At 58.2% G+C, this 19,903-nt stretch carries 20 protein-coding genes; 11 read left to right on the top strand and 9 right to left on the bottom strand.

Annotated features, from left to right (window positions below; genetic code table 11):
- Positions 1–628: 628 nt before the first annotated feature.
- The 3 genes from BMY98_RS11075 to bglX are packed head-to-tail and all read right to left on the bottom strand — an operon-like array spanning position 629 to position 6,073.
- Positions 629–1,975, bottom strand: a complete 1,347-nt coding sequence (locus BMY98_RS11075) for a sigma-54-dependent transcriptional regulator (RefSeq protein ID WP_074888719.1) — start codon at positions 1,973–1,975, stop codon at positions 629–631.
- Positions 1,969–3,732, bottom strand: coding sequence for a sensor histidine kinase (locus BMY98_RS11080; protein WP_074888722.1), 1,764 nt, complete (start codon positions 3,730–3,732; stop codon positions 1,969–1,971). Before BMY98_RS11080 ends, BMY98_RS11075 begins: the two co-directional genes overlap by 7 nt.
- Before the next feature lie 43 nt (positions 3,733–3,775).
- Positions 3,776–6,073 carry a beta-glucosidase BglX gene (bglX, locus tag BMY98_RS11085; RefSeq protein WP_074888725.1) on the bottom strand — a complete coding sequence of 766 codons (2,298 nt, stop codon included), beginning with the start codon at positions 6,071–6,073 and terminating at the stop codon, positions 3,776–3,778.
- Positions 6,074–6,414: 341 nt separating this feature from the next.
- On the opposite strand from bglX, the gene BMY98_RS11090 reads away from it, so the two are divergent.
- From BMY98_RS11090 to BMY98_RS11110, 4 genes are all read left to right on the top strand, one after another.
- Positions 6,415–6,978: a LemA family protein gene (locus BMY98_RS11090; protein ID WP_425438866.1), complete on the top strand. Its 564-nt coding sequence runs from the start codon at positions 6,415–6,417 to the stop codon at positions 6,976–6,978.
- Positions 6,978–7,763, top strand: coding sequence for a TPM domain-containing protein (locus BMY98_RS11095; RefSeq protein WP_074888730.1), 786 nt, complete (start codon positions 6,978–6,980; stop codon positions 7,761–7,763). Before BMY98_RS11090 ends, BMY98_RS11095 begins: the two co-directional genes overlap by 1 nt.
- A 27-nt stretch (positions 7,764–7,790) precedes the next feature.
- A complete protein-coding gene (locus BMY98_RS11100) occupies positions 7,791–8,408 on the top strand; it encodes a TPM domain-containing protein (RefSeq protein ID WP_074888733.1) in 618 nt (205 codons plus the stop codon).
- Between the two features lie 537 nt (positions 8,409–8,945).
- Positions 8,946–9,440, top strand: a complete 495-nt coding sequence (locus tag BMY98_RS11110; RefSeq protein WP_074888738.1) for an Hcp family type VI secretion system effector — start codon at positions 8,946–8,948, stop codon at positions 9,438–9,440.
- Between the two features lie 539 nt (positions 9,441–9,979).
- Here BMY98_RS11110 and BMY98_RS11115 read toward each other — a convergent pair.
- Both BMY98_RS11115 and BMY98_RS11120 read right to left on the bottom strand, forming a co-directional pair.
- Positions 9,980–10,690: a DUF4225 domain-containing protein gene (locus BMY98_RS11115; RefSeq protein WP_074888741.1), complete on the bottom strand. Its 711-nt coding sequence runs from the start codon at positions 10,688–10,690 to the stop codon at positions 9,980–9,982.
- 40 nt (positions 10,691–10,730) lie between these two features.
- Entirely contained in the window at positions 10,731–11,330 is a 600-nt protein-coding gene (locus BMY98_RS11120; protein ID WP_074888745.1) for a hypothetical protein, read from the bottom strand.
- A 234-nt stretch (positions 11,331–11,564) separates the two neighbouring features.
- On the opposite strand from BMY98_RS11120, the gene BMY98_RS11125 reads away from it, so the two are divergent.
- Entirely contained in the window at positions 11,565–12,782 is a 1,218-nt protein-coding gene (locus tag BMY98_RS11125) for a class I SAM-dependent methyltransferase (protein WP_074888747.1), read from the top strand.
- Here the strand turns inward: BMY98_RS11125 and BMY98_RS11130 are convergent.
- On the bottom strand, positions 12,779–13,678 hold the full coding sequence (locus BMY98_RS11130; RefSeq protein WP_074888751.1) for a DMT family transporter: 900 nt from the start codon (positions 13,676–13,678) through the stop codon (positions 12,779–12,781). The genes BMY98_RS11125 and BMY98_RS11130 overlap by 4 nt on opposite strands.
- A gap of 383 nt (positions 13,679–14,061) precedes the next feature.
- Between BMY98_RS11130 and BMY98_RS11135 the strand changes: the two genes are divergently transcribed.
- The 3 genes from BMY98_RS11135 (at position 14,062) to BMY98_RS11145 (ending at position 15,093) form a co-directional block, all read left to right on the top strand.
- Positions 14,062–14,292: a hypothetical protein gene (locus BMY98_RS11135; RefSeq protein ID WP_074888754.1), complete on the top strand. Its 231-nt coding sequence runs from the start codon at positions 14,062–14,064 to the stop codon at positions 14,290–14,292.
- Positions 14,293–14,412: 120 nt separating this feature from the next.
- Positions 14,413–14,646, top strand: a complete 234-nt coding sequence (locus BMY98_RS28075) for a DUF4160 domain-containing protein (RefSeq protein WP_083398763.1) — start codon at positions 14,413–14,415, stop codon at positions 14,644–14,646.
- A gap of 3 nt (positions 14,647–14,649) precedes the next feature.
- Positions 14,650–15,093 carry a DUF2442 domain-containing protein gene (locus BMY98_RS11145; protein ID WP_074888757.1) on the top strand — a complete coding sequence of 148 codons (444 nt, stop codon included), beginning with the start codon at positions 14,650–14,652 and terminating at the stop codon, positions 15,091–15,093.
- A gap of 3 nt (positions 15,094–15,096) precedes the next feature.
- Here BMY98_RS11145 and BMY98_RS11150 read toward each other — a convergent pair whose 3' ends face one another.
- Positions 15,097–16,128, bottom strand: a complete 1,032-nt coding sequence (locus BMY98_RS11150; RefSeq protein WP_074889041.1) for a DUF4917 family protein — start codon at positions 16,126–16,128, stop codon at positions 15,097–15,099.
- Positions 16,129–16,343: 215 nt separating this feature from the next.
- Here BMY98_RS11150 and BMY98_RS11155 point away from each other — a divergent pair, with 215 nt between their 5' ends.
- Both BMY98_RS11155 and BMY98_RS11160 read left to right on the top strand, forming a co-directional pair.
- Complete coding sequence (locus tag BMY98_RS11155) at positions 16,344–16,541, top strand: SPOR domain-containing protein (RefSeq protein WP_074888760.1); 198 nt, start codon at positions 16,344–16,346, stop codon at positions 16,539–16,541.
- Positions 16,542–16,800: 259 nt separating this feature from the next.
- A complete protein-coding gene (locus BMY98_RS11160; RefSeq protein ID WP_074888763.1) occupies positions 16,801–17,277 on the top strand; it encodes a PA2171 family ribosome-binding persister protein in 477 nt (158 codons plus the stop codon).
- Positions 17,278–17,378: 101 nt separating this feature from the next.
- Here the strand turns inward: BMY98_RS11160 and BMY98_RS11165 are convergent, their stop codons facing one another.
- The gene (locus BMY98_RS11165; RefSeq protein ID WP_074888766.1) at positions 17,379–17,786 is read right to left on the bottom strand and encodes a type II toxin-antitoxin system HicB family antitoxin; all 408 of its coding nucleotides are present in this window, start codon (positions 17,784–17,786) and stop codon (positions 17,379–17,381) included.
- Positions 17,787–18,229: 443 nt separating this feature from the next.
- Here BMY98_RS11165 and BMY98_RS11170 point away from each other — a divergent pair, with 443 nt between their 5' ends.
- Complete coding sequence (locus tag BMY98_RS11170) at positions 18,230–18,979, top strand: alpha/beta fold hydrolase (protein ID WP_217648310.1); 750 nt, start codon at positions 18,230–18,232, stop codon at positions 18,977–18,979.
- Between the two features lie 57 nt (positions 18,980–19,036).
- Here the strand turns inward: BMY98_RS11170 and BMY98_RS11175 are convergent, their stop codons facing one another.
- On the bottom strand, positions 19,037–19,846 hold the full coding sequence (locus tag BMY98_RS11175) for an EAL domain-containing protein (protein ID WP_083398764.1): 810 nt from the start codon (positions 19,844–19,846) through the stop codon (positions 19,037–19,039).
- Positions 19,847–19,903: the final 57 nt, after the last annotated feature.

Consider the following 19,903-nt stretch of genomic DNA (forward strand, 5'->3'; position numbering starts at 1 on the left):
GCGTCGGATGTACCGGCCTCTTCGCGGGCAAGCGCGCTCCTACACCGATCGGCGGCGAGCAGTGACATCTGGTGGCAGACGCTGGTCTCTTCCCGCCTGAATGGAACCGGTCCCACGGAATCACCGCGTACTTCAGTGGGACCGGCTTTAGCCGGGAATGCGTCGGGTGCCACACCGCAGGGCAATTGATGTGCCCCATATCTGAATGTAGGAGCGCGCTTGCCCGCGAAAGTGTAGGCACGTACGACCATTACGCGTCGGATGTACCGGCCTCTTCGCGGGCAAGCGCGCTCCTACACTGATCGGCGGCGGACAATGAGATCTGGTGGCAGACGCTGGTCTTTTCCCTGCGGAATCGAACCGGTCTACAGAAACACTGCGTACCTTAGTGGGACCGGCTTTAGCCGGGAATGCGTCGGTTGTTACACCGCAGGGCAATTGACGTACTGCAGATATGTAGGAGCGCGCTTGCCCGCGAAGGCATAGGTAGGTACGACCATTACGCGTCGGATGTACCGGTCTCTTCGCGGGCAAGCGCGCTCCTGCACTGATCAGCGGCGGACAATGATATCTGGTGGCAGACGCTGGTCTTTTCCCGGATAAAGCCGGTACTACTGACGCACTTCGATCATCCTGTAGGGCTGACTTCAGCCAGAAAATCCTCGCGCACCAGCCCGTGCCGCTGCATCTTTTCATTCAGCGTACGGCGGGGCAGTTGCAGTTCGTTCATGACTGCCTTGATGTCGCCCCGGTGCCGTCTCAGTGCCGAGCGAATGCAGTGGGCTTCGAACGCTTCTTGCTGCGCCACCAGCGATTGCCCTATCGGGGTCCCTTGCGCAGCGGGACCGTCCAGCCCCAGCACCTGGCGCTCGGCCGTATTCGCCAGCTCGCGCACGTTCCCCGGCCAGTCATGGCTGAGCAGATGACTGAGCTGTTCACCGCTCAACGTCGGCACGCTGCGGCCGAGGCGCTCTGCCGCATGGCGCGAGAAGTGGCTGAACAGCATCGGGATGTCTTCTCGCCGTTCACGCAATGGCGGCAGTCGCAACTCGGCGATGTTCAGCCGATACGCCAGATCCTCGCGGAAACGCCCGGCCCTGGCTTCGTCCAGCAGATCGGGCTTGGTCGCGGCAATGATGCGCACATCAATGTCGATGCTCTGGTTCGAACCCAGTCGCTCGATCCGCCGCTCCTGAATCACCCGCAGCAGCTTGACCTGCTGCGCCAGCGGCATGCTTTCGATCTCGTCGAGAAACACCGTGCCGCCGTGGGCGTACTCCAGCTTGCCGATTCGCTTGCCCTGGGCGCCGGTGAACGCGCCGCTTTCGTGGCCGAACAGCTCGGCTTCGAACAACTGCTCCGGGATCGCCGCGCAGTTGACCGCAACGAACGGCTTGTCTGCCCGCGGACCGAAGTCATGCAGGCAACGCGCGACCATTTCCTTGCCGCTGCCGGTCTCGCCGCGAATCAGCACATTGACCGGCAATTGCGAGAGGTCCAAGACCTGCCGCCGCAATGTCTGCATCGTCGGCGACATCCCCAGCAGCGTTGCATCCAGGCGCGAGCGGTTGTCCGCCTGCTCATGCAGCGCGCGGTTTTCCAGCACCAGGGCACGTTTCTCCAATGCCCGCCGCAGACTGCCGAGCAGGGTTTCAGGGGTAAACGGCTTCTCCAGAAAGTCATAGGCGCCATCGCGCATGGCGTCCACGGCCATCGGCACGTCACCGTGCCCGGTCAGCAAGATCACCGGCAAATCGCGATCTCGCCGCTGCAACTCGGCCAGCAACTGCAAGCCATCCATGCCAGGCATGCGCACATCGCTAAGGATCACGCCGGGGAAGTGCTCCGGCAGCTGCGCCAGGCATGCCTCGGCACGGCTGAACAGGCGGACCTCGAACCCGGACAGCGAGAGCCATTGCTCCACCGCTTCCCGAATGGGCGCCTCGTCGTCCACCACGATTACCGAGTTCAGCATGGGGCTTCGGCCTCCGGGGCCTTGGTCAGACAGAAGAAAAACCGCGCGCCGTTGTTAATGTTTTCGGCGCTGAGCCGGCCGCCCAGTTCATGGACGATGGCAAACGAAACCGCAAGTCCCAGGCCCAGTCCATCGCCCACCGGTTTTGTGGTGAAAAACGGATCGAATACATTGGCCAGATGCTCTTCGGCAATTCCGCCGCCACTGTCGATCACGGAAACGCACCAGTGCTCGCTTTGCGCGTCGATGCGGATCTCCAGACGCTTGAGCGGTTTGTCGCCCATCGCGTCCAAGGCGTTGCGCATCAGGTTGATGAGCACCTGTTCCAGCCGAATCGCGTCACCGCGCACCCAGGCCGGACGCGTCAGGTCGAGCACGCAACTGACGCGCTCTTCGCGAAGCCGCGCGTCCAGTAACAGCAGCGCCTGATCGACCACGGTGGCGAGATCGAGGCGTTCGCGCAGGCCGCTGGGGCTTTTGCGGGCGAAAGTTTTCAGGTGGCCGGTGAGCGCAGCCATGCGTGTCAGTTGCTGATCCAGCAGGCTCAACGCCTTGTACGCATCGTCGACACGGCCATGCTCCAGCAACAGGCGCAGGGTCGCGAGTTGCATGCGTTGCGCCGTCAGCGGCTGGTTGATTTCGTGGGCGAGGGCGGCGGACATCTGGCCGAGCGCCGCCAGTTTGGTCGACTGCACCAGACCGTCCTGGGCGGTGTGCAGGTCCCGCGTGCGTTCGTCGACCAACCGCTCGAGCTCTTCGCGACTGCGCTGGCGCAACCGGCCAAGTCGCCAGCGCTGATACAGAAACAGCCCGAGGAACACCAATGTCAGCCAGATGCCTGCCGCCGCGAGACCCGCATTGCGCACATCTTCACTGGCTGCCTGCGGCTTACGCAGCAGGTGCAGGGTCCAGCCCTCGGTCGGCAGCGGCATCGACTGCCACAAGAAATCGGCCTGCTCGGCGGGGGCGTCGACCCGGCTGAGCTGGCTGTTCTCGCCGAACGTACGCAGTGGCTCCTGATGCAAGAGCGCCAGCGGCTGCTTGTCGTACTGACGCGTGCTGGCCAGTTCGGCGCGGTCTTGCTCGGTGAGAGGCCGCAGGGCCCGGTAGCGCCAGCCCGGCTGATTGGCGATGAAGACGATGCCCTTGGCGTCACTGACCAGCAGCAGGTCATCGTTTTGCGCCCAAGTGTGTTCCAGGTCCGGAAACTCCAGCTTGACCACCATGGCCCCGATGAACTGCCCAGCCTCGTCGAGCACTGCGCTCGACAGAAAATAACCGGGAATGCCGCTGGTCACGCCGACGGCATAAAAGCGTCCGACGCCGGTGGCGCGGGTTTGCGTGAAGTAGGGACGGAAGCCGTAATTGTGGCCCACGTAGCTGCTCGGCAGACGCCAGTTGCTGGCGCCGACGGCAAGGCCGTTGCGGTCGAGCAGTTCTAGGGTGGAGGACCGGGCAGCGCCGTTGATCTGCTCCAGTTTGAGATTGAGCGCCTGGGTGGTGTCAGCGCTGACCGGCCCGCTCAGCGCCCCCCGCAGTTGCGGATCGAGGGCCAGAACAGCCGGCAGTGCCCGGTAGCGCTCGATCAGGGTTTGCAGCGTGTTGGCATACAGCGCCAGTCGATCCCTGGAACGTTCAGCGTCTTCTTCCAGGGCATGCCGCTGAGCCTGATGCATCGCCAGTGTCGCCGCAATGACGGCACCGGCGAGGATCAGCAACACGTAGAGCACAAGGCGGACGGAACGGGGCATGGGCATGACCTCCTTTCAGTGGCTGGCGCATTCGCCCCGAATTCCTGCCTTACAGCAAATTGAACGTCGTCTCTTTCACGTTTTCCGAATCCAGTCCGATCATCAGCTTGAACTCCCCAGCCTCGGCTGCGTACTTCAGCGACGGGTTGAAGAACTTCAGGTCTTCTTCGGTCAGGGTGAAGCTCACGGATTTCTCTTCGCCAGGGTTCAGCATAATCTTCTGGAAGTTCTTCAGCTCTTTGACCGGGCGGCTGATCGAGGCGGCGACGTCGCGCAGGTAAAGCTGGACCACGGTTTCCCCGGCGACCTTGCCGGTGTTCTTGACCATGACGCTGGCGGTCAGCTTGTCCTTGCGGGTCATCTTGTTGATCGACAGGGTGATGTCCGACACGCTGAACTGCGTATAGCTCAGGCCATAACCGAACGGGAACAGCGGGCTGGTCGGCTCTTCGAAGTAGTTCGAGGTGTAGTTCGAGTCATTCGGGCGATACGGACGACCGGTGTTCAGGTGATTGTAGTAGGCCGGCACCTGACCCACGGAACGCGGGAAGGTCATTGGCAGTTTGCCGGACGGGTTGTAGTCACCGAACAGCACGTCAGCCAGGGCATTGCCGCCCTCGGTGCCGAGGAACCAGCTTTCCACCATGGCGTCGGCCAGCTCGTTTTCTTCACCCAGCGCCAGTGGCCGGCCGTTCATCAGCACCAGCACCAACGGTTTGCCGGTGGCTTTGAGCGCGCGGATCAGCTCACGTTGACGGCCCGGGATCACCAGGTCCACGCGGCTCGCCGCTTCGTGGGACATGTTGCGCGACTCACCGACCACCGCGACCACCACGTCCGCCTGCTGAGCGGCCTTGACGGCTTCGTCGATCATCTCCTGCTCGGGACGCGGGTCGATGGCGATCTGGTCGTCCATCTTGTTCAGGTAGGTAATGGCGTGCTGGTTGTCGGTGACGTTGGACCCTAGCGCATAAATCAGCTTGGCCTTGTCGCCGACCGCCGCTGCGATACCGTCGTAGGCATTGACGGTCTGACGCGCCAGACCGGCCGCCGACCAGCTGCCCATCATGTCCATCGAGCTTTTGGCCAACGGACCGATCACGGCGATGGTGCCTTGCTTCTTCAGCGGCAGGGTGTCGTTCTGGTTCTTCAGCAGTACGACGCTCTTGCGCGCGACATCGCGGGCTTCAGCGCGGTGCAAACGATTTTCGGCGTTACGGTCGGCCGGGTCATCCACTGCCGCGCCGATACGCAGGTACGGGTTGGCGAACAGGCCCATTTCCCACTTCGCGCCAAGCACCTCACGCACGGCATTGTCGACTTCTTTCTCCGACACTTCGCCGCTCTTCACCAGCCCCGGAAGCTCTTCGCCGTAGGCTTTGTCGTTCATGCTCAGGTCGACGCCGGCTTTAATCGCCAGCTTGGCGGCCTCGCGGAAGTCTTTCGCCACTCCGTGGTCGATCAACTCCTTGATCGCGCCGTGGTCGCTGACGGTCACGCCTTTGAAGCCCCAATCCCTGCGCAAGACATCCTGCAGCAGCCAGGCATTGGCTGTGGAAGGTACGCCGTTGATGGAGTTGAGCGCGATCATCACGCCGCCGGCGCCAGCATCAATCGACGCGCGATACGGCGGCAGGTAGTCCTGCTGCATGCGCACCGGGCTCATGTCGACGGTGTTGTAATCGCGACCGCCCTCGACCGCGCCATACAGCGCGAAGTGTTTGACCACTGCCATGATGCTGTTCGGGGCCTGCATGCTGGTGCCCTGAAACGCGCGGGTCATGGTGGCGGAGATGCGCGACACCAGATACGTGTCTTCGCCGAAGCCTTCGGAGCTGCGGCCCCAGCGTGCGTCGCGGGTAATGTCGACCATCGGCGCGAAGGTCATGTCCACGCCGTCGGCGGCGGCTTCGATCGCCGACACGCGACCGGTGCGGGTGATGGCGTTCATGTCCCAGGTCGACGCGAGACCCAGGCTGATCGGGAATACCGTGCGCTGGCCGTGGACGACATCGAAGGCGAAGAACATCGGGATCTTGTTGCGGCTGTGCCCGGCAGCGTCCTGCATCGCGCGGTTATCCGGCAGCACGACGGAGTTGAACGTGCCGCCGATGCGGCCTGCGGTGATTTCCTTGAGAATTTCCGGCTTGGGCATTTCCGGGCCGATGCTGATCAGGCGCAGTTGACCGATCTTCTCGTCGAGGGTCATTTGCTTCATCAGGTTGGCGATGAATGCATTCTTGGCTGGCAGCGTGGAAGCGGTGCCGACGCCGTTGGTGGCGCTTTCGGCCCAGGCGGACTGACTGACCAGGCCGATGACGAGACTCAGTAAACACAGCTTATTCATGAATGGTTTTCTCAAGGCGTTGCCGGCAACTCGCGCGTAATACCGGTCAGCCATTGTTATAGGTGTCGAACCTTTGGTTTTTATTGTCGTCAGGACGGCAACGTCGCTGAACTCCTGCCTCATATGAGCATCAGTAGCGCAACGAGTTTTATCTGATTGTGGCCCTGCAATCCAGAGCCCTGACAACGCGATGGGGCAGGATTATGCCGGGGATCGTCCGGTTTGGCTAAAGTCATGACTGACAGGACTAATTATTGATGAGTACAGGGAGCACGCACGCCATGCAAACAGAGCGTTATGACCACAGCCGGGGCAGTCGTTACAAATTGTCACTGGTGTTGATGATGCTGCTGACAACACTGTTGTCCGGCTGCGGGATCAACAACATTCCGACCTACGACGAGCAGGTCAAGGCCGCTTGGGCGCAGGTGCAGAACCAGTATCAACGCCGCGCCGACCTGATCCCCAATCTGGTGGAAACAGTGAAGGGCTACGCCAAGCAAGAGCAGGACACCCTGACCGCCGTTATTGAGGCGCGGGCCAAGGCGACGTCGATTCAGGTGGACGCCAGCACCCTGAACGATCCGGCCAAACTCAAGCAGTTCCAGGATGCACAGGGTCAACTGACCGGCGCATTGAGCCGTTTGATGGTGGTCTCGGAACGCTATCCGGACCTGAAATCCAACCAGAACTTCCTCGCGCTGCAGTCCCAGCTTGAAGGCACCGAGAACCGCATTGCGGTGGCGCGTCGCGACTTCATCACGTCGGTCGAGCGTTACAACACCGAGATCCGCACCTTCCCGGGCCGTCTGTGGCATACGGTGATGTACAGCGATCTGCCGGTGCGTCCGAACTTTGAAGCCACTGCCGCTGACGCTGACAAAGCGCCGCAAGTGAAGTTCTGATGGGACGCGCGCGCCGGGGAGTGCTGGTCGCGTTACTGACGATGTCGGTGGGTGTGTTTGCCCAGTGGGCGCAAGCCGACCTCACGTTTCCCCCGCTGACCGGGCGCGTCGTCGACACCGCCGGGATGATTGACAGCCCGAGCAAAGAGCATCTCGAACAGATGCTACGCGCCCATGAAGAACTGACCACCGAGCAAGTGGTGGTGGTCACATTGCCTGACCTGCAGGGCTCGACCATCGAGGACTACGGCTATCAGTTGGGTCGTCACTGGGGCATCGGGCAGAAGGGCAAGGACAACGGCGCCCTGTTGGTGGTCGCCCGGGACGAGCGCAAGGTGCGCATCGAAGTGGGTTACGGGCTGGAAGATCGACTGACGGATGCGCAGTCATCGGTGATCATCAATCAGATCATCACGCCGGCGTTCCGCCAGGGCGATTTCGTCGGCGGTATCACTAAAGGTGCCGAGGCGATGGTCCAGGTGCTCGGTGGCGATCCCCTCGCCGAGCCCGCTGTCGGCGCAACCGGCAGTGCAGCGGCGAGCGAGGACGAAGGTGTCGACTGGAAAGTGACTCTGCTGTTTCTGGTGTTGTTCGTGGTCATCAGTTACATCAGTGCACGTTCCGGGCGGGGCAGGTCCATCGGCTCCGGTGGCGGCGGTGGATTTGGCGGTTTCGGTTCCGGCGGTTCCGGCGGCTTCGGTTCAGGAGGATCGGGCTCCGGCTCCGGCGGTATGCGCGGTGGCGGTGGTGGATTTGGCGGGGGCGGTGCCTCCGGTGGCTGGTAGTTGTTCGCTCAGGAAGGGTTTACGTGCATGACATTGCTCAATAAAGACGAACAGCAGCGGATTGCCCACTCCATCGAAACCGTCGAGCGTCAGACCGACGCGGAGTTGGTAACGGTGTTGGCGACCAGTGCTGACGACTACACCTACGTGCCGCTGATCTGGGCCGGGGTTATCGCGCTGCTCGTGCCGGGGCTGATTAACCTGCTGACCGGCTGGCTCAATGCCAATCATTTGCTGCTGGCGCAGGTTGTTACGTTCATCGTCGTGGCGCTGGTGTGCCGGCTGCCCGGCATCACCACGCGGCTGGTGCCTGTACGCGTGCGGCACTGGCGGGCGGGCAATCTCGCCCGTCGGCAGTTTCTCGAACAGAACCTTCACGCCACCGCCAATGGCACCGGCGTGCTGATTTTTGTCAGCGAAGCCGAGCGCTATGTCGAGATCATCGTCGACGACGGCATCGCCCGGCGTGTGGACAACGAAGTCTGGCGCGCGATGGTCGAGACGTTCACCAAGCAGGTGAGGGACGGCCGGATTCTGGAGGGGTTTGTCGGGTGCATTCGTTCGTGCGGCGACGTGCTGAGCGAGCAAGTGCCGGTGACCCAGGCGCGCAACGAGTTGCCGAATCGGTTGGTGGTTTTAGACTGAGTCGTTCTCGATCGCTGCAGCGCAGATCTTGGCGGCCCATACGGCTTTCTGTAGGAGCAGGCTTGCTGGCGAACCCGATCAAGCAGTCAATATTGCAGCGCCTGACCAGACGTATTCGCCAGCAAGCCGGCTCCCACAGAAGGGTATCGCTGTGCGACCGCGTGGTGTCAGGAAATGATCGTTCCCGCACCAAGCGTCTGGCTCACTCAACTGGAAATGGACTACGATCTGCGCAGCCATGGGCTGAACGCTGCTGGCCACTGTCGTGGGTTTGCCGATGCTTCTGGTGCCTACGCCAAACGAAATCGCGGATCTGCGGGCCAATGTTGTTTTTCTGGAAGCCCGAGGGGGCAAAATTCAGCTCACCCAGTGTGGCCCAAGCAGCAATAGGGTTTTGTGCACAACTAGACATCAAAGCGAACACCGCCAAAAATGGGGCTTTCGGGTGGGGCAAGGACGGCAATTGGATGATTCTGCAGGGTATTAACATGTGGTTAATTTTTTAATTTTTTTGTTTTTGAAAAACAGGGAGCTTTTATGTCTTTTGATGCGTTTATGAAGGTTGATGGTGTTGAGGGCGAGTCTCTTGATGATGGGCACAAAGGTTGGATTGAATTGCTTTCCTACCACTACAACGCCATGCAATCCATAAGTCAGACTGCCAGCTCCAGTGGTGGAGCTTCTGCTGGAGGGGTTTCCCTTGGCGATTTCCAGATCAGCAAATATCTGGATAGAGCCACCCCAAAGCTATTTGAGCTTTGCTGTAGAGGTTCCCATATCAAAAATGTGACTATTCGAATCCATCGTGCAGGAACTGAAAAATTCAAGTATCTGGACATCGTGCTTGAAGAGGTGCTGATTTCATTAGTAAGCGGGCAGGGGACCGACCAATCTGGTTTCCCTGTAGAAGTGGTCACCCTAAATTACGGTCGAATCAAATTTGAATATTCACAACAGCGTCGTGCTGATGGTGGTAGTGCCGGTATCGTGTCTGGTGGTTGGGACAGGACTGCTAACAAGCCATTTGCGTAAGGAAACGGATTAGGGATCAATATAGAAAACTGAAAAAAGCGTACGCTAAGAATCCGACTTGTCAGGTCAAGGCCATAGAGATGGAGCCTCGGAGGTTAGAAAACCCTAGTCTGGCGTGGTACCAGTAAGCCGACTTGACTGTGTAGAGGCTTTCCTCCGTTTCACGTTCCTTAACGTACGCTTTTTCCCAAGTTATGTGCGCCATCCGTGAGAGGTTAAAGTGCTCAAGCTATTTTCGTGAAAACCAGCGTATGGGTTCATACTGGGTAGGAATGCAACATGTGTGGAGAAACATACTTACAAATGCAATCCAACCAACCGTATCATTGCCTTGAAGTATAGGTTTTAAGTCAGGAAAAATAATGTCGTACCCATATTCTACGGTACTCATGTGAAATGATCCAAAAAAGATAGTTAGAGATAAAAATATAATAAACCATTTCCATTTAAAATTTTTTCCCGAAAAATATCGCGATAAAATATATAAAGAGGAAAGCACTATCAAAGATAATAATAGGTATGAGATTGAAACATAAATATTATTTCCCATTGGACTTGTACTCCAGGTACATAGATCTACCTGTCACGCTATCACTGATGCCTTCAAATACAAGTGCCCTAGTACCCATTGTCTTATAAGCTCTCATATAATCTGTATTTATATACCTAAACAGACGCCAAGTGTCTGGCTTTAATACCATTCTGCTGACGCCATATGCAGAAAGTCCTAAGTCAACAGCACCATAGGCCATATCCCCTTCGAGTGTGTCGCCTAGTAGGCCCTGATAAGCTTTTCTAACAGGGCCTTGAGTGTCGGAACGATTTTCCAAGAGGTTGCGTCCGTTCTCATAGATATTATTAGAACCATGTGCCATCAGGGGAGCACCTACGAATAGGCACAGCGTACCTACTGAGCCGTAGCAGATTCCAGCTCCTGCTGCGATTTGAAATGCCCCGGCGATTACACCAATACCTTTCTGAGCAACCTCTAGTGACTGACTAAGCAGACTTTTTTGCTCATCCTTTATCTCTTTTAAACCATCTGAAGGGCTTTTTTTTCCTTGCGAAACGTCATTTAAAATGCTTTTAGTGTAATAAGATATTTCGTGGTTGAATTGTAAGCGTAGTGTGCCGTTTTTGATGTATCGAACACCTAAGATACATGCTTGGTTCCCAAGTTCTCCGGCCGCAGCACTGACCATCAAGTAATCGCTGCTACCAGGCTTGCAACTTTTGTTTTTTGGTTTCATTAGTTATTTCGCCTAGCTGTAAAGTCGTTCATGGTACTTATCAATTCCTTAAGTAAGCTCCGCCATTCACCCAATTAAGCGTTTTGGGATCGCGTGCTGCTTCGAGCAGCACTCCCTTTTTCCGGTACTCAGTGATTAGCTTGACCCGGTCGCCCTTGGAGAATAGTGCGGAATTCACCCAGTACAGGTTGGCCGAGCGAGGGGCCAAAAAGCGGTTTAGCAGCAGCGCCTTGAAACCGGTGTGGAACGTACGCTCCCCCATGTCCAAAACACGGCCGTTCAATCCATTACCAAACCAGTAGAGGTACACCAAGTCAGCGAAGCCGCCCGTCATGCTGGTGTTCTGGTACTCATCTAAAATCGCTTGAAAGACCCGCACGCCGGTCTTTGTCAGCCCGTACATGGCCTGTACTCCGGCAGCAAACACCTTGACGAACTCGGCGTCATCACGTCCCTCCACGGTGTGTATGGTAGCCACAGCAGATACTTCGCCTCTCAGCGTGTTAACGAGGTCGCTGCTGCGGCCTGTACGGACGTAGCGACGTTTAGTGATGACAGCGTTGTCCTCGATAAGAGTATTACGGTCTGGCGAGTACTGACGGTTCAGTTCGCGAAGGGTGGGTGCTTTGTTTGTCGTCACAACCGCAAGTCCCTATGCTTTTTTCTGCGGTCAAACCGTAACTCCCTGGAGGCGATACCGCAACTTTTATGGTTTTTTTCTACGGTGCCCCCGTAGGTGTCCGACTGAGTGATGATCGTTCCCGCGCTCCGCGTGGGGATGCCTCCTCAGACGCTCCGCGTCATTTAATTGCACCTACTCCTTACGACCCGCCTAAAATAGCGCCTCGCATTTCCGCTCCCGAGGCGCTTTCCGATGTCCGTTACCGCACCCGCCACCCTTCCTGCGCAGGATCACCGCGCTCAGTTTCTGAGTCTGCTCGACACCTGCCTGACGCAAAATTCGCTGATCAAACTGGTGCTGGCCAAGTACGTCGGAAGTGAAGCGGAGTTGCAGCGGGTCATCATCAAGCCCGTGACGGTCAAGGATCAGCCGTGCCTGTCCTTCGTTTATCGCTACAAGACCCGCGACATCACTAAAAATCACCCCCTCGCCGAAGCGCAGACGCTGATCGCCAGCCTGCTGCCCGAGTCCTTCAAGAACGCTCATCTGCTGTCGCTCACCGATGAAGTGCAGCTGGAATTCAGCAAGAAGGGCAAGAGCACGCTGTTCCGTAACAAGGCCCAGCAAGAACGCGAAGCCCCCACCGCCGAGCATGACCGCGAGAAAAAGCGTTATCTGGAACTGAGCCGGCCGTTCCTCACCGACCTGGGTGTGACCAACAAGCAACACGAGCTGATCCCGGCGATGTCGCGCAAGTGGAAGCAGATCAACAAGTTCATCGAAGTGTTTTCCCACGCGCTGGCGACTTCACCGATCAAGCTGGACCAGCCGGTGACGGTCGCGGATTTCGGTTCGGGGAAGGGCTATCTGACTTTCGCCATTCACGATTACCTGCGCAACACCTTGCAGGCCGAAGGCAATGTCACTGGCGTTGAGTTGCGCGAGGACATGGTCACGCTGTGCAACAACGCCGCCGCGCAGCTGGAGCATCCGGGTCTGGTGTTCAAGTGCGGTGACGTGCGTTCTGTGGCGCCCAGCGAACTGGACGTGATGATTGCCTTGCACGCCTGCGATATCGCCACGGACTACGCGATTCACACCGGCATCCGCTCGGGCGCCTCAATCATCATGTGTTCGCCGTGCTGCCACAAACAGATCCGCCTGCAGATCCAGAGCCCGACGCTGCTCAAGCCGATGCTGCAATACGGTTTGCATATGGGCCAGCAGGCCGAGATGGTCACCGATGCCTTGCGCGCGTTGCTGCTGGAAGCGTGCGGGTATGAAACCAAAGTCTTCGAGTTCATCTCTCTGGAGCACACCAACAAGAACAAGATGATTCTGGCGGTCAAGCGGGCTACCCCGGCGGATCCTGCTGAATTGCTGGCGAAGGTTCAGGAGCTGAAAGTGTTCTACGGCATTCAGGAGCAGTGCCTGGAGCGCTTGCTCCAGGCGGACGGACTGCTCGGCTAAACGCGAACGGCGGCAACGGGTTTGGGTGCAATCACAGCTGTTTTACGCCCGATGGCCAGCACGACCACGACACCGGCGGCGAAGATCCAGGTCGTAGGATCAATGTGCTCACCGAAAAACAGCGCCGAAAAGGCCATGGTGAAGAACAGCTGCACCAGCTGAATCTGGCTGACCCGCGCGATGCCGCCCATGGCCAGCCCGGCGTACCAGGCGAAGAATCCGATGAATTGCGAGAACAGCGACACGTAGCCGAAGGCCCACCAGGTGCCGGGGGAAATGGGGCCCTGGTGCTGCCACGCCAGATAACTGACGGGCACGATCAACACCGGAATTGAAATCACCAGCGCCCAGCAGATCACCTGCCAGCCCCCCATTTCCTTCGCCAGACGCCCACCTTCGGCATAACCCAGCCCGCCGATCGCCACTGCGGCGACCATCAGCACATCACCGGCCTGAAGATTGCCGGCGCCGCTGATCAGCGCGTAACCCAGCACTAGAACGCTGCCCATGGCCGCGCAGGCCCAGAAGGCTTTCGACGGACGTTCGTGGGAGAGCCAGGCGGCATAGATGGCGACCAGCAACGGTTGCAGGCCATTGACCAGTGCACCATGGGAGGCGGGCAGGGTTTTCATCGCCCATGCCGACAGCACCGGGAAACCGACGATCACACCCAGTGCGACCACCATCAGCGCCTTGAACTGCGCGCGGGTCGGCCATTTTTCCCTGCGCCACAGCAGCAATGCTGCCGCCGGCACCGCCGCAAACAAGGCGCGGCCCAGCCCGTTGAGCAAGGGATGGATTTCCTGCACCACGATGCGGGTCATGGGCAGCGTCAGACTGAAGATCACCACGCCGATCAGTCCGAGGACCATTCCGGTGTTTTCACGAGAGGACATAGTGGGGCGTGCCTTGTTCTTGTTGGTGCGAAACGCAGACGTATTCAGCCACAGAACCGCAGTGGCGGCCCTTTACAGATGTGCGCGGAATCGTCCGTACACTTCGCATGTTAATTCTGCGGCGCTCAAACGGGCCTCTTCCCGGCTGAAGCCGGTTCTACATCTGGATTGCGTGCATTGATCGGGACTGGCGGGTGTCCTCATTGCAGGACCGGCTTTAGCCGGGAATCGCGTACGGGAGGCGAGGGTGAAAATGCCGTTTTCGAGGGTTTTGTGGCTGCCGGCTGAATCGTTCTAAATGTTGGTGCAGAACTTGAATGCAACGATCCTGCAACAGTTGGAAGGTCAAATGGGTGCCGTCGAATTCAGCCAGGAGAATCATCGTGTCGGTTATCGGAAAATGGGCGTTGCAGGGTGTCGTGGTATTCCTTTTCGCATGGCTGGCGACGGTGGCCGCCCAATGGTCGGGCAGCGTTGTGCACACGACGAGCAGCGACCGACTCGCCGCCCTCGGCAGCATGCGCCTGACCACCGAATCGGTTGCCACCAGCGTCAATAAACACAACCAGGGTGGGGCCGTGTTGGTGGGGGCGTTGTCGGAAGGTAACGAGTAAAGGGCAGTGGCTGGGAAGATTGGAAGCGGTGGGAGATTGCAAGACCGGACCTGCAGGGTCCGGTTTTTGTTTTTGTCAGCAGAGTTTGTGCTGGGGAAAAAATTTCTCTAGTATCCCGCCATGGCTACCGTACATAACAATCGCAACTGGAAGATCAAAATCTATCCGGACGACCATGCCCCACCCCATTTCCATGTCCAGACGCCTGACGGGGAGTCATTCGTGCAGATTGACGGTTTAAGGGTCTTAGGCAGGGGCGCTGAGGGGAAGGCGCTGAAAGAAGCGCTGCAGTGGGCCAAGAATCATACCGGGGACTTGTGGCGTATCTGGTATGAGCAGAATCGGAGGACTTGAGACATGACCAGCAAATTACGCATCGTCGCTGCGCAACCTGTCGCGAACAGCCGCTCGTTGATCCTCGACTGGAACAACGGCAAGCGTCATACCGTTGATTTGTCGGCCTACATCGACCAATTTGAAGCGCTGGTGCCGCTGAAGGATGAAACGCTGTTCAGTCAGGTGGCTGTGGGTGATTGGGGGTTCGACGTCTCGTGGGGGAATGATATCGAGCTGTCTGCGTCGACGCTTCACCGGCTCGCGCTGGAGCAGGCCGGCGAAGTCATGCCGACGCGCGACTTCAAACAGTGGATGGCCAAGAACAACCTTTCGCTCTCGGCTGCGGCCATCGAGCTGGGCTTTACGCGTCGAACCATTACTGCTTATAGCAGCGGTGCTGCACTTATCCCCAAGCACGTGGCATTGGCCTGTCGGGGTTGGGAATATGAGCACTCACCGCGTTAAACCTCAGCTCTTCTTCAACTCCAACGCTTCCTTCAGTCGCGCCACCGGCACCGCAAGCTGCGGATCGCCCAGCGGGTGGGTGGTGGCGTTGAAGAATGTCAGCTCGATGTTCTGCCCTTCAAACAGTTCGCTGTAGCGGCGTTTCTGGTGCTGGATGAAGGCGTCACTGCGCGGCAGCACCGAGATGGCGATGCGCGTGGGACGGGCCTGGAGAATGGCGTTGAGGATGTGTCGATCCTGCTTGCCCAGCGAGTGGCCGAAGACGCACAGCGCGCCCTGATGCTGCGCCAGCTGGCCGTGGCAAAACGACAGATAGTCCGAGCCGCGGATGATCTTCATTTTGTCGTCGCTGCGCCCTTCGCATACGAATAGCGGCACATCCTCCAGCGCATTGATCGCGAAACTGCCCAGCAACGTACTTTCCGAGGACATTAGCTTGCGTGCCGAGCCATCGAAGTTCTTCACCAGATGCATGCCCCCGTGCAGGTACAAAATACGGGTGGCGTGGCTGTCGGTGCGGTGCAGGTTGAATATCGCATCGTCGTCGAACAGATCATCGAACGGCTGCGCGCCATGCATGGCTGCCCAGTACGCCAACAGATCGTAATTGGTGGAATACACCGTCTGGTACTGGCTCAGGGCGTCGCTGATCCTGGCGACGGTCGCCGCTTCCATCAGCCGCCACGGAATATGCGCCGAGCGGATGCCGTGAATCAGGGCTTCCTTGATCGCGAAATACCGGTTACGTGGCGATGACGAACCAATGGTCAGCGCCGCATTGACCCGCATGGCGACTTTCAAGCCGCTGAGTACGGGCTCGAAATTTTCCGTTTCCATGGATTTGAACAGCGCCAGCTCGGTGGCGCTCAAGGGTTTGTTGCGCGTGGTCTGCGCCAGCTCGAATAGCGAGTCATAGGCGAAGTTCTTCCACACGGCAAGACTGGCGCCGTTGCCCAGCAGCAATCCCGAGCAGGGAGTGGCGGCTTGCAGGGTGTTCCAGTCGGCCAGTTCGGCATCAAAATCCGTGAATTCCATCATCTCGCTTCGCTTTCAGGTGAGCAGGTACTGACCGGACGCCAGAACGGAGGGGACTTATAGAAACCCAGGTCAGCGTTGTCAACGCGGCATCCCGGCTTCCACCCATTTTGAGAAGGGAGCCGCCGGTCTCGGTAATGCCTATAGAGTGAAGGGCGGGTGTAAGGTTTTATCCGACATCCCACAACACTCTCTTGAATGAAGGGGAGATCACCATGCATACCGCAATGCTCAGCAAAACGCACTTCAACGGCTACGATGTGATCAACGTGAACAACGGTCCCTGGCGGGTCTGCACCCATCACGATCGATTAGGCTCGTTTTCCACCCGCGAAGAAGCCATGGCGTTCGCGGCTTCTTTGCCTGCTTATCAAGAGCGAACGGCGTTGGCACCTGCGATTAGAGCGCACTAATGACGCGTTTTATCGCTATTTGAGCTCTGGTTTTTACCGGAGCTCAATCGCGCGGATAGCAACTTGTGAACTGCACTATCCGTTTGCGAAGTTTCATGCAGCCTGCACGATTGCTTGTTTTCTTTATTTTTATAACTGTTTGATTGGTCAGGCTTTTCAATGTTTCGCGATATCGGCACGCTCGATGCAACGCTCATCACGAACCTGCAGGGTCGGCACTTAGATCGATCCGCTTACCGTGATCTAGAGGAAAATCCCCATGAATGCCATCGAACTATTGAAAGCCGACCATGAACGCGTAAAAGCCATCTTGACCCAACTAAGCGAATCCACCGAGCGCGGTGTTAAAAAACGCACCGACTTGCTCGCCAAGCTGGAAATGGAAATCACCATCCATACGAAGATTGAAGAAGAAATTCTCTATCCGGCGTTCAAGGAGGCGGGCGGCAAAGAGCAGGACATCATGTACTACGAAGCCAAGGAAGAGCACCGCACTGTCGATGCCCTTGTGCTGCCGGACCTCAAGCAAACCGACCCTACTACCCCGGAGTTTTCCGGTCGTGTGAAGGTGGTCAAAGAGCTGCTGGAGCACCACATCGAGGAAGAAGAGGAAGAGATGTTCCCGCAAGCTGAAAAATTGCTGGGCAAGCAGAAGCTGGAAGAGCTTGGCGCGCAAATGGAAGCTATGAAGGCTGAGTACAAGAAGTCCCTGTCGTCGCCGAGCCTTGCGGCGTAAGCGTTGATGGCATGGAAAAGCCCGGATGTTTCCGGGCTTTTTTGGGGTCACTGTTTTTGCCTATAGGCCGGGTGGAGATTTGTCCAACATCCTGGTTCCGCTCAAGCCTGCTGCAGCACTTTCAATGCGGCGGATGCCAGAAATCCTGAGCGGCTTTTTACTTCGGGATGATGTTTCACGTGTTCGTCTATGCGGGTGAGTAGGTGAGCCGGCAAGGTAATGTTGAGTTTTTCAGCCTTCCCCAGGTATTTGGTGATGTCTATGTCCACCAGTGCCCAGATGCAGCCCTCAAAGTCAGGATTGGCTTGGTGCACGGTCACCTTCTGAGCGGCGGGAATGGCTGCGCCGTCTTCAGCCAGGATCTCAAGGTGGCCTTCGATAGCTTCACGAGCCATTGCCATGGCGTCATCCAGATCGTTACCGGCTGAGAAGCAGCCAGGAATATCTGGAACCTCGACACCCCATGCGTGCTGCGCATCGCCAGGAAGAATCGCGATTGGATAGAGCACTTGGTGTTCTCCTCGGACTAGAGTAATAGCCCGTTCGTTAGAGTTGAGCTTGTCTCATGACGCTGCGTACAAGCATTAGCAGCGAAGCCATCACGCATCACACCGCAAAACTGATAGCGCGGCAACCGGCCTCTTCCCGGCTAAAGCCGGTCCTACATTTGAATTGCATGCATTCAGTGGGCCTGGCGGCGCGCGCCATTGTAGGACCGGCTTTAGCCGGGAAGGGGCCAGGCAGCACACTGCAAGACTTTGTATACCCGTGTATCCAGACCCCTTTACGAAACGTGCTGACTCAACGCTCCCCCTCAGCGACACACTGCAGATACGTGCAGCGCATTCAATGATTCACAACGAAGGGCGGGGCCAGGCTTTGGCTATCCCGGTCAAGCCCCCGCCCATGAATGCACACTGAGGACGCACCCCATGACAGAATCAACGCATCATTGCTGCCAAGCGTTTTTACGGCGGGCGCCCTGGCGCTGGGCGTTGCCAGTGCGGCGCAGGCTGCACCGGTAAAGAACATCGTGTTGGTGCACGGCGCCTTTGTGAACGGGTCGGGCTGGAAGCCGGTTTACGAGATCCTGCGCAAGGACGGGTACAACGTCTCGATCGCTGAACACCCGCTGACGTCGTTCGCCGATGATGTGACGGCGGTGAAGCGCATCGTTGACCAGCAGGACGGCCCGACCATTCTGGTCGGTCACAGCTATGGCGGCGCGATCATCACGGACGTCGGCAATGACGCTCATGTCGTGGGCCTGGTGTACATCGCCGCCCACGCGCTGGACCAGGGTGAAACCGAAGCGCAGAACGGCAAGCTGTACCCCAACGCCACCAACGCGGTGAAGAAAACCGCTGACGGCTTCCTGTCCCTCGACCCTGCGTTCTACCCGTCAGATTTCGCAGCCGACCTGCCCAAGGCTCAGGCTGAGTTCGAAGCCATTTCCCAGGAGCCGACCGCTGCGTCGGTATTCACCACGCCCGCTGGGGTGCCCGCGTGGAAAACCAAGCCTAGCTGGTACGCAGTGGCCGGGGCGGACCGGATCATCAACCCGGACCTTGAGCGCATGTACGCCAGGCGTGCCAACAGCCACACCATCGAGATCAAAGGCGCCAGTCACTCGGTGTACCAGTCTCGACCGCAGGAAGTGGCCGCGTTGATCGAGCAGGCAGCGACCCACGCGGCGGATTGACTTCTCGCTTTTGCGACGGACCTGCAGCCCATGCAATGTCGAATGTCGCCAGGAGAATCAGGCCACGTCGACAGCGTCTGAGCCGCATATCAGTTCCACCGGCATCGGTTGCAGGCGCCCGATCATGGGTTTGGCAAACAAGTAGCCCTGCATCAGCTCGACGCCCAGATTCAGCAGGGCGTCGCGCTCCTCGCAGGTCTCGATGCCTTCGGCCACGACGGTGATACCCAGACGCTTGGAAACCAGCACAATCCCTTCAACAATCGCCTGACGCACAGCGTCCCGATCAATATCACGGGTGAGCGCCATGTCGATTTTCAGGACCTGTGGCTGAAACATCGCCAGCATGTTCAGGCCGGAATAACCTGATCCGAAATCATCGATGGCGGTGGTAAAGCCTTGCCGCGCGTACTCTTCGAAAATGGATTTGAGGTGGTTAGGGTCTTCGACGCGCTCGCCTTCGGTGACCTCGAACATGAGCCGATCCACCGGGAAGTCGAACGTCCTGGACGCTTCAAGGGTTGCGCGAATGCAGGTTTCCGCCCGATACACCGCTTTGGGCAGAAAGTTGATGCTCAGCTTGCAGTCTGGAATGGCGGGAAGACCCAACTGCGTCGCGAGCTCGATGGCCCTCACCCGGCACGCCTGATCGAAACGGTAGCGGTTGCCGTCGTTGACTTGACCCAGAATGAATGCAGCCGACTCGCCATTGACGCCACGGACCAGCGCCTCATAAGCAAAGGGCGCCCCGGTGGTTACGTTGAAGATAGGCTGGAATGCCATGGTGAAGTCGAATCCCAGCGCTTCAAGATTTCGGCATTCCGCGCAGCCAATGGATTCGAAGGTTGCCAAGGGTATGTGTTGCATGATCGTCACTGCCTTGAGAATTCGTCAGTCGATGTGTGAATTTTGAGCGACTGGTTT

The sequence above is a fragment of the Pseudomonas graminis genome, from assembly GCF_900111735.1.
In the GTDB taxonomy this organism is placed as follows: Bacteria; Pseudomonadota; Gammaproteobacteria; order Pseudomonadales; family Pseudomonadaceae; genus Aquipseudomonas; species Aquipseudomonas graminis.